Here is a 10,252-nt window from a genome sequence, read left to right as displayed (position 1 = left end):
GAATTTGTCGCTCCAGAGGTAACCTTTGGGTAAATCATGTTCATTTATAAGCCCCCGTCACCGTAAGTAAAAATCTCTGTTTTGGAGCTAATGTTGCAGATGTCCACTGACTTTACAGTTTTTTATATGAATACCTGTTTTTTTAGAAAGTAATATTAAACTAAAAAATGATTTCACATTTAGTATGGGCAAAGAAAAGGATATAATAAAATTTTTAGGCACAGCTGGCGCTAGATTTGTTGTTGCTAAACAATTGCGCTCCTCAGCAGGCGTTTTTATTAGAATGAAGAATCAGAATATAATTTTAGACCCCGGTCCTGGCACAATTGTAAGATGCGCTAGTGCAAAACCTAAAATTGATTTAAGCGCAGTAAGTGCTATTATTCTCACGCACTCTCATTTAGACCATTCAAACGATGTTAATATTCTGATAGATGCCGTTACAGAGGGCGGTTTGAAGAAGCGCTGTGCCCTGTTCGCGCCAAAAGAATGTCTTGAAGGAGAGGATAAGGTTGTGCTAAATTATTTAAGGAATTCTTTAGAGAAAATTGTTGTTCTGGAGGGGAGAAAAGATTATAGTTTGGGGGACCTAAAATTTTCAACGAGTGTAAGGCATTTGCATCCAGTAGAAACTTACGGTATAAAATTCAATTTAGACAGAAAAATAATTTCTTTTATGGTAGATACAAAATATTTTCCGGAGCTTATAGAAGACTACAAAAATTCTGATGTTTTAATAATTAATGTTGTCAGGGCTATACCTCATAAAGATGAGAATGTAATGCATTTGAATATTGAAAATGTAAAAGAGATTTTGACTAAAATGAAGCCTGAAAAAGCTATACTAACGCATTTCGGTATGACCATGCTAAGAGCAAAGCCTTGGGAAATTGCGAAGAAGCTGAGCGAAGAGCTAAAGGTAGAAGTTATTGCTGCATCTGATGGTATGGAAATAGAAGTATAGATTCATTATCCTCTGAACACAACTCTTTTACTCAACAATCTTGGCAAAGGAAGAGCTTCATAAGGATAGCTTTCGAGCTTTTTCTCTAACTCTTCCGTAAGCTCTTGAATTGAATATTCCTTTATCTCACCGCTTCTTAACCTTACTGGAAGTTTACCACTTTCGCGCTCCCTATCACCGAAAACAATAATATAAGGAATCCATTCTCTTTCTCCGTCCCTTATCTTTCTAGCTACTTTTTCATCTCTATCATCGATATCTGCTCTAGCTTTTAGTTGCGAAGCAAGCTTTTCGCAATCCTCCAAGAAGTCGTTGCTCACAGGTATAAGCCTAACCTGTGTAGGTGCAAGCCAAAATGGAAGCTCAGGTTTTTTTAGCTTTAGAGCTTCTTCAAGAAACGCATAAAGCCAGCGCTCCAGAGAGCCTATCGAAGAATGGCATATTATTGTGCCTTTTTTCTTGCCCTCTCCATCAGTATAAACTATTCCGTATCTAGAGGCATCTTCTAGGTCGAGCTGGACAGTGCAGAGCTGAGTGTTACCTCCAACAGAATCTATAGCTTGAAGCTCATACTTCGCAACCCAGTAATGAATTTTACCTGATAGCACTTCAATCCAAGCAGGCTCTTTTGAATATTTTACTAACTCTAACAATTTAGGTTTCCAACTCTCATAATGCTCTTTAACTACTCTGAATGCATTCACATACTCTATATTTGCGCTATTTGCAAGCTCAACGTAATTGCAATAAAGTTCCTTGAACTCTTCCCAGCCCTGCTCTAAATCTTTAGTAAAAGAATGGATATCTGGCATGTGGAAGGCTCTTAGTCTACGCAATCCGCAAAGCTCGCCGCGCTGCTCGTATCTGAAGCTTTTAGATAGCTCATATATCCGGAAAGGCAAATTTTTATAACTTATAGTTGCATCTTTCAGTATTTTAAACAATCCGAAATCAGCTGCAAACCTCAAAACAAAATTTCTATCCTCTGCTCTAATCACGTAATGCCTTAAATGGAAACTTTTAGCCTGCTCCTTTATATCTTTTTCAGACCAATCGTATAATATTGGAGTGCCTATCTCTAAGCAGTTAAGTTTTTCAGCTACCTGAGAAGCCCAAGCACCGAGTAGCTTGAATATCAAATGTCCTTTAGGATAGAATCTGAAATGCCCTGAGTCACTAGCTTGCTCATAGTCTACAAGCTCTAGCCTTTGCATCGCCTTTACAGAAGGGGGCTCTTTTGCCGGCGCTTTTAGCTCCTCAGAATATATAAATTTCTTTAATGCGTCATTTTTCTTCAAAATTTCAAGCTCTTCTATTTTATCAAGCTCTACTTTTATTTCCTTGCAATCAGGAGTCAAAATATAATAATCGCTTTTTATCTTTTCTAGGATCTCCTCCCTTGTTACCTCTTCTTCTAATTTTATTTCTTTAGATAACTCTGAAAGCGCGTGCCCCTTGCATTTAAGTGTAAAAGCCTTATACCAGCCGAAAGGAGCTCTAGTAACAGGCCACTTTAGCTCTCTCAAACTGCTTTCCAAATTTTTTAATATTTGAACTGCTTCACTCGGAGAAGCCAAGCAAGAACTTAGATGTGCGTAAGGATAGATAACTATTTTATCAGCTTTCACTGTCTTTGCCACATCTACAATTTCTTTACATGCTTGAGAAATAATTTTTCTACTGTTTTTTTCGTCATTTTCTTCAATTGCAGTAAATACAACAAGACATTCTTCTATCTTTTTCTTTTTGTCTTTACACTCTTCTGCAAATTTCAATTTTTCCTTAAGCTCGTATTCTATGAAGTCTGAATGAATGAATAGCAGTCTCATTACTCAATGAAAAGCATTTTATAGAAAATAAAACTATCTTTTTTCAAAAGAATGAAAATCAAACTTTCTCTGGGCTCGGCAATTATGCTTGGACTTGTTGATGGAAAAATTGCAGTTCCTCAGCAAACTCTCTATCTAATGCTTGGGAAGCAATGCATTGCAAATTGCAAGTTTTGCGCGCAAGCTATTTCTAGTAAAGCAGATAAAAAATTCCTTTCAAGAGTTACATGGCCTGAGTTCGAGCTTGAAAAGCTCTTAGAAAAATTACAAATTAACAAAGCAGTAAAGAGACTTTGCATTCAAACTCTAAGATATCCTGCACTTTTGCAAGACCTTATCTACTTGATTAAAGAATTGCGTTATAGAAGTAATATTTTGATATCTGCTTGTGTAAATCCTTTGAATAGGCAAGAGCTTCTGAAACTTAGAGAGGCGGGTGTGAGTAACGTTGGTATTGGTTTGGATTGTGCCACTGAAGAGCTGTTTTATAAACTAAAGCCTGGAGCAGGCGGCTGGGAAGAATATATAATCGGAATAAAAGATGCTATTGATATTTTTGGCGCTACAACTGTGCATTTAATTGCAGGGGTAGGTGAAAGTGATTTTGATTTGATAAATACGATTTGGAAACTCAATGACTTAGGAGCAGTGGTTGCGCTTTTCTCATACACACCTCTAGAAGGTATTAAGTTAAAGCTTGGCTGGCCTGAGGTTAAGCGCTACAGAGCTATTCAACTTGCACGATGGCTTATCACAAATAATATTGCAAAACTAGATGATTTTAAGTTTGAAAAAGGCAAGCTTGTAAGAATTTCTATAGAGAAAGAAGTTATTGAGCGCAAAATAAGTTCAGGTAAGCCTTTTCAAACAAGCGGCTGCAGCTACTGCACAAGACCTTTTTATAACGAGCGTGTTATGGGACCTTTATACAATTATCCTAAAGAGTTGAGCAAGAATGAAATAGTAGCGGCGAAAGAAGACCTGAAAGATTACGGAGTTTTTAGTTAGCAAATCTTTTTATTTTTGAGCCTATTATTCCTTTTATGGAAGTTTGGCGCTTGCTACTTACAGGCTCTAAAGATGCTTTTACTAACATGGCAATTGAGGAGGCTGTGCTGCTGGAAATTGCAGCTGGTAAATCAAAACCTACAGTGCGCTTCTTTACATGGCTTCCATCTGCAGTCTCAATAGGCTATTTTCAAGGTATAAATGAAGAGGTAGATTTGGAAGCTTGTAAATTGAGTAAAGTAGATGTAGTAAGGAGAATAACAGGTGGAGGAGCTGTTTATCACGACACTGAAGGCGAGATTACTTATTCTGTTAGCGTACCAGAAAGCAATGCAAAGATACCTAAAAATATTCTTGACTCTTATGCTGTTCTTTGTAAAGGATTGGTTGAGGGGTTCAAGATTTTGGGGCTAAATGCAGAATTCAAGCCTGTCAATGATATTCTCGTTAGCGGCAAGAAGATTTCAGGCTCTGCCCATACAAGAAAGCTCAATACTATTCTGCAGCACGGCACAATACTTTGCGATGTAAATCCAAAGCTAATGTTCTCTCTGCTTAAAGTACCTGACGAGAAAATGCGTGATAAATTGATCCGGAGCGCTGAGGAAAGGGTTACTTCTATTAAAAGGGAGCTTGGCGAAGCTGACAGAAATAAAGTTGTGAATGCAATGATAAAAGGGTTTGAGAATGCTTTGGATATAGAGCTGGAAGAAGGCTTTTTAACTAAAGATGAGTTGGAGCTAGCCACTAAGCTAAGGGATGAGAAATATGGAACTAAAGAGTGGAATTTTAAGCGCTAGTCTGAAAGTTGAGGGTGGCAAATTAATTAAATGCTCATTAGAAGTAAAAAATTCTGTGATTCTGAGTGCTAAAATTACAGGCGACTTTTTCATGCATCCTGAAGAGAAGATTGAAGATTTGGAGAACTTACTGAGAGGCTTAAAGTTAGAAGAAGAAAAGATTCGCAAAGCGCTTTCGGATTTTTATGCTGGCAACGTGCTTGTTGTCGGCGCTTCAACTGAGGATTTTGTTAAGTTGATAATGAGCGCAAGATGAAAAAACTCAAAGTTTATTACCCGCAGCCTAAATTTCCTGCTGTATCTATTTCAGGCAGTAAATGCATTCTCAAATGCAGGCACTGCAATGGGTTTTATTTAAAGAATATGCTGTGCGCTGATACCGCTGAAAAATTCATTAAATTATGCAGAAGACTTGCAGATAAAGGCACTATTGGGCTCTTGATAAGTGGCGGGTATGATAAAAAAGGTGGATTGCTGAATTTAAATAAAATTGCTAGAGCACTAAGGAAAATAAAAAAAGAGACTAATCTAATAATAAATCTTCATTCTGGGTTTGTTGATAGAAACATTCTTGATGGTCTAGCAGATTGTATCGATATTGCTTCTGTAGATATCGCTGGCATGCGCCAAATAAAAGAGGTATTTGGATTGAATAAAACACCTCAAGACTATCTGGAGAATATAAAATTAATAAAGAGTTATGGCATTGCTGTTGTGCCTCATTTGTGCATTGGGTTTGGAGAAGAGAGCCGCTGTCTCGAGCTGTTGAAAGAGCTTAAGCCTGAAATAATAGTTTTTATTGGTTTTCGACAAACTGAAGGTGCTGAGCTTGATAATTTTAAAGAGCCGAAGCCAAAAGATTGGAAGAATGTTATCGCTTACGCTAAAAAAATATTTCCAAAAGCTGAACTTGCGCTTGGCTGCATGCGCTCTAGGAAGAATAAAGAAAAGGTAGAAATGGCAGCGCTCAAAGCCGGAGTTACAAGGATAGTATTGCCTTCTAAAAAGACTTTAGAGTTTGCAAGCGCGAATAATTATAAAATAAAAAAATTTGAGAGTTGTTGCGCTTTGTCTGAAAGGTTTGAGGCTTTAGTAAGTCCATAACTTAGATTATATTAGTAAACTTTATTCAACGACTGGTGGATTACAAAGAAGGTAAAGGAGGGTTTGCTGAAGCCTTACAAGAGACCTTTATTTAATGAAATATTGAAATATCTGAATGATAGACAAATTTTGCTTGTTATGGGGTTAAGAAGAGTTGGTAAAACAACTTTATTCTATCAGCTTATTCAAGAACTATTAAATAGAGGCGTAGAGCCCACTAAAATCCTGTATTTTTCATTTGACGAAGAGCCGGCAGATATAGATGACTTATTAAAAACATACAGAGAGAAAGTGCTGAAGGCAGAATTTGAAAACACTAGGATATATATTTTTTTAGACGAGATACAAAAGGCAAAAGACTGGCAAAATAAATTGAAGATTTATTATGATATTTATCCAGAACTTAAATTTTTCATTTCAGGCTCAGCTTCTGTAAGTCTGCAAAAGAAATCGAAAGAATCGTTGGCAGGCAGAATCTACGACTTTATTCTTCCACAGTTAAGCTTTGATGAGTTTTTGGATCTTAAAGGTATGAAAGTTGAATTAGAAAAAGTTGAACTCTACAGAGACAAAATTTTACCGCACTTCTTCGACTACTTGCGAAAGGGCGGCTTTCCAGAAATAACTCACCTGGATGATGATGAAAAAATTAAGTCTTACATTAAAAACAGTGTGATCGAAAGGATTATTTATAGAGATTTGCCTGTTGAGTTTGGTCTTAAAGACATAGAACTTCTAAATATTTTAATAAGAATGGTTGCCGAGAGCCCGGGAATGGTATTGAACTACGATAGTCTTTCTAGAGATTTAAAAAGAAGTAAAACAACAATAATTAATTACATCTCTTATTTGGAATACGCGCTGATTTTAAGATTAGTTTATAATTATAGAAAAGGTTTTGTTAGCTCCTCTAGGAAGCTGAGAAAGATTTATCTGACAAACGTATCTATTTCCTTTGCTTTAGTACCCCATTTTTACACAGAAAAATTTTTAGAGAAGGTTGTAGAGAATCTTGTGATAAATAAGTTCAATGCAAAAAATTATTATAGAAATAATTATGAAATAGATGCCGTGATTAAAACTTCGAAAGGAATTTTGCCGGTAGAAGTTAAATATGGAAAAATTGAGGCTAAAAAATACTGAAATTTTTAGAAAATTTCAGTCTGAAAGAAGCGCTCGTTATAACCAAAGATTTGTTTAAAAAGGAAACAATTGACAATAAAAAGATTTTGTTTATTCCTGCTTGGATTCTGTTAATAACTCCTGCAGAGAAATGGGTTGGGAAGCTGTAGCAGTTGAGCTCCTGCCGAAAAGTTTCTTTTACTGCCTTGGAGTTAGGCTACTGAGTTTAGTTTTCTTCTCTATTACCTTCCCCAACTTTCTCTTTCAAATAATATTTTATCTCTTTGCCTTCTCTTACCTGCTCTAAAAGCTCTAGCTCTGCAAGTTTTGTAGTGTAATAGCTCAGTAAAGGCTGACTTAAATTGAGTTTCGATTTTAGTTCTTTTTGAGTTATTCCAGGCGTAGCTTTTATCACTTCAAGAATAGCTTCTTCTGTGCTTGAAAGATAAGGTACTGTCGGTATTTCTGCGTAGATAGGATAGAATCTTTCTTTAAATCCGTCATTACTGTGTTTTATTAACCCGCTCTTTTCTAGAACTCTCAAATGATATGATAATGTACCATTATTCAAGCCCAAAGTGCGCTTGATTAAATTGAAATGCGCTCCCGGATTCGCTTCTATGAAGCCATGTATTCTGCCCCTCGTATAATGATCTAAAATAGCCTCTTTTTTTAGTTTAGTGAATAGAGGTACTATAAGAAAAGCGAATAATTTATATTTGCCGAGCTCTGTTGCACTGAAAAACAGTCCTAAAAGTATCGCAGTAGCTGTAAGAAAAGTAGCTATAGCGAGAGGTGATTGAAGTATATTTTGAGGATGCGTTGGCTGAATGACAATAGTGAAAGCAGTTGCTCTAATATCGCTGATTAATGTTTGGAGCGCTACTGAGCATTCACATACGTAAAGTCTAGCACGACTACCGAACATCTCGCCAATCTTCGGCTCAATCTCTAAAAGTTCTGTCTTGTTCAAATCAAATTCGATTTTTCTGTTAAACCCTAAATTTTCCACTGAGCTCCAATCTATAATTTGGTCTGTTATGCAGAATAAAGTAACTGTAGTGTTACCCTCAACAATGGACGAGATACGAAGTGGATAATAGAGACAGGTTGTAGAAAATCGATATATAATCGGCTCGATACTCCGTATAGCAGGGGTTAACTCTAGCTCGTCAAACACAAAGTATGATATACCTAAGTTGAGATACTCAGCGATTAAGGCGTTTAATGGTGCTGGTAAAACATCATTACTTACGTTCTTCTCAATGAGAAAGTTATCAATCCAAGCAGCGTATTCTGCATTTGATTTTATATGAACGATTGTAATATTGTGAAGGCCGACCTTTTGCTGGAACACAACTTCCACACTCTCATTTCCAAGTGCTGCCGCCGCTAAATAATAATTTCGGTCCTCCACACTCTTATAATAGCTATGATACCAGATTAGTTCTTGGATTTTGTAGAACGAGCTAAAATTTCCAAGCGTTACATTAGGCATAGAAGGCAGAGGCAGTATTTCTAATACTGATGTGTTGCTTTCGCTATGTACATCTGTAGAAAGGATAAGGATTTCCTCGCTGCCATTCCAAGCAATAATTGCCTTTTGACCTGGCTCATACACAGAAATGCCCTGCAGACTAACCATTCCTCTGTCTGCATTAGCACTGCTACTCAAAGCAATGAGTACAAGAGTCAAACTTATTACTATGCATAAAATTTTGTTAGTATTCTTTATGAGCTTTTTCGGTACGCTTTCCATTTTATATTCCTCCTATTAATTCTCCTACGCACTAGTAAATATAATCTTCCGAGTAAGGAAGTTCTAGCTCGTTAAGCTCTTCTAAATCCTCTAAACTGTTCATTTTTAGCTTTTTATCTGAGACAGTATAGAGCAGGTTATCTATGTAAAGTGATCTTTTCACAAAGTAGGGTGAGAAATACCACCTGACGGTATCGTTTTCTAGATGAGTAATCATGCCTTTAAGCCGAATACCACCTTCCAAAGATATGTTGAGTACGTAAACGCCTTGCCAGGCAGAATATTTATTTACCCCTATACTTCCTTTCGAAACTGGTATCACAAGAAGGTTTTTTGACTTATCAAACAAAAACGCTTTGTGATCCCTTAAGACCATGGAATCTGACCATTCGCCGTTTACTAGGTATTTGTCTATTTCCTTTGGATTGGTAACGTTGCAAATATCGAAAAACGATATTTTCACATTTGCTTCTTCCTTGCCTATGCCTATAATATGATCTTCATCATAAGGATGCAAGTAGCTTGAGAAACCAGGTATTTTCAATTCGCCTAAAACTTTAGGGCTACTAGGATCTTTCAAATCTATCACGAAGAAGGGGTCAATTTGCCTGAAAGTTACTAAGTAGCATCTATCGCCCATAAACCTAGCTGAATAAATCCTTTCTCCATGCGCTAGATTTGTTAAGCTGCCGACAGTATTTAAACTTAAGTCTAGTACATATATATTGTTCTCAGAAGTTGCCTCACCCCAGATTCTTGCTACATTTCCAGTTGTAGTTGCTATTCTAAGATACCCGTTATATTCGTCCATAGAGAATTGATTAAGAACTCTACCTGGTACTTCGCCATTCGCCACCAATTCTAGCTCCGCACCTTCAAGTTGTATTCTGTAGAGTAACGTTGCCTCAGTAGTCTGCCATTTATGGACCGCAATATAAATATTCTCTAAAGAGACGTACAGATTGCTGGCAGAGCCGAGCAAAACAGTTAGATAGCTTGGCGCTTGCTCGTCATTTTGCACGTTCACAGCTACTATAGTTGTAAATGTATATGAGTAATCGGAAACGTTGCAGTAATAGATTTCAGCTGCAGGTATAGTTTTGGCGTTTTCATTAGAGTAAATTTTCGGTAGAATTATCTCGTCACTTTCCCAGTACAAATGCTGCTCAACAACCACGTAAACATATTCACCAATCATTCTGGAGTTGAAGTACCAGCCCGTGATAGATACATTCCTCACCAAGATAGGATTTGTTCTGGTTGAGATGTCATAGACCTTAATAAACGTCCTCAACTGTTTGTATGGCACGTAGAAAATCTTATAACCATGCTCCGCCTCAAAAACAACGAGTTTATCGCCGTTAATAAATATTCCGCGTACTACTCCGGTCAAGTTAATCTGAGCCACTATAGTTGCATTCTCAGTAGGATATGCTTCTACAATTACAATATTCTTCGCTGAGACTATGTACAGATACTTGCCGTCGCTCTTTACAATGTCAGCTTCGTCAACACCTTCAACCTGCACGTTTGTGGTTGAATAGTCTCTGGGAGAATATTCTGCAGCATTCCCAGCAAGCGCGAGTTCGCCAGCCCAATACCAAGAATTGTTATAAACTTTTACAAAATTCTTCAGCTCTTCGTAAGATGAGAATTTCTTTAGTAC

General features: G+C 37.0%; 9 protein-coding genes. 6 read left to right on the top strand and 3 right to left on the bottom strand.

Features of this window, described 5'->3' with window-relative positions; all coding sequences use genetic code 11:
• Positions 1-184: 184 nt before the first annotated feature.
• Positions 185-964 carry an MBL fold metallo-hydrolase gene (locus tag QMD21_01940; GenBank protein ID MDI6855532.1) on the top strand — a complete coding sequence of 260 codons (780 nt, stop codon included), beginning with the start codon at positions 185-187 and terminating at the stop codon, positions 962-964.
• A gap of 5 nt (positions 965-969) precedes the next feature.
• Here QMD21_01940 and QMD21_01935 read toward each other — a convergent pair whose 3' ends face one another.
• Positions 970-2,793 carry a threonine--tRNA ligase gene (locus QMD21_01935; GenBank protein ID MDI6855531.1) on the bottom strand — a complete coding sequence of 608 codons (1,824 nt, stop codon included), beginning with the start codon at positions 2,791-2,793 and terminating at the stop codon, positions 970-972.
• Between the two features lie 51 nt (positions 2,794-2,844).
• On the opposite strand from QMD21_01935, the gene QMD21_01930 reads away from it, so the two are divergent.
• From QMD21_01930 to QMD21_01910, 5 genes are all read left to right on the top strand, one after another.
• A complete protein-coding gene (locus QMD21_01930) occupies positions 2,845-3,801 on the top strand; it encodes a radical SAM protein (protein MDI6855530.1) in 957 nt (318 codons plus the stop codon).
• Between the two features lie 35 nt (positions 3,802-3,836).
• The gene (locus QMD21_01925) at positions 3,837-4,601 is read left to right on the top strand and encodes a biotin/lipoate A/B protein ligase family protein (GenBank protein MDI6855529.1); all 765 of its coding nucleotides are present in this window, start codon (positions 3,837-3,839) and stop codon (positions 4,599-4,601) included.
• On the top strand, positions 4,570-4,857 hold the full coding sequence (locus QMD21_01920; protein MDI6855528.1) for a lipoate protein ligase C-terminal domain-containing protein: 288 nt from the start codon (positions 4,570-4,572) through the stop codon (positions 4,855-4,857). The genes QMD21_01925 and QMD21_01920 overlap by 32 nt, the downstream gene beginning before the upstream one ends.
• Entirely contained in the window at positions 4,854-5,705 is an 852-nt protein-coding gene (locus QMD21_01915) for a radical SAM protein (protein ID MDI6855527.1), read from the top strand. Before QMD21_01920 ends, QMD21_01915 begins: the two co-directional genes overlap by 4 nt.
• Positions 5,706-5,834: 129 nt before the next feature.
• The gene (locus QMD21_01910) at positions 5,835-6,848 is read left to right on the top strand and encodes an ATP-binding protein (protein MDI6855526.1); all 1,014 of its coding nucleotides are present in this window, start codon (positions 5,835-5,837) and stop codon (positions 6,846-6,848) included.
• Positions 6,849-7,053: 205 nt separating this feature from the next.
• Here QMD21_01910 and QMD21_01905 read toward each other — a convergent pair whose 3' ends face one another.
• Both QMD21_01905 and QMD21_01900 read right to left on the bottom strand, forming a co-directional pair.
• Positions 7,054-8,586: a DUF2330 domain-containing protein gene (locus QMD21_01905; protein ID MDI6855525.1), complete on the bottom strand. Its 1,533-nt coding sequence runs from the start codon at positions 8,584-8,586 to the stop codon at positions 7,054-7,056.
• Positions 8,587-8,617: 31 nt separating this feature from the next.
• A partial coding sequence (locus tag QMD21_01900) for a beta-propeller domain-containing protein (GenBank protein MDI6855524.1) occupies positions 8,618-10,252 on the bottom strand: 1,635 nt, incomplete at its 5' end.

This window comes from Candidatus Thermoplasmatota archaeon (assembly GCA_030018475.1).
GTDB lineage: Archaea > Thermoplasmatota > JASEFT01 > JASEFT01 > JASEFT01 > JASEFT01.
Note: the sequence above shows the minus strand (reverse complement) of the source record. Positions and strands in the feature narration are given on the sequence as shown.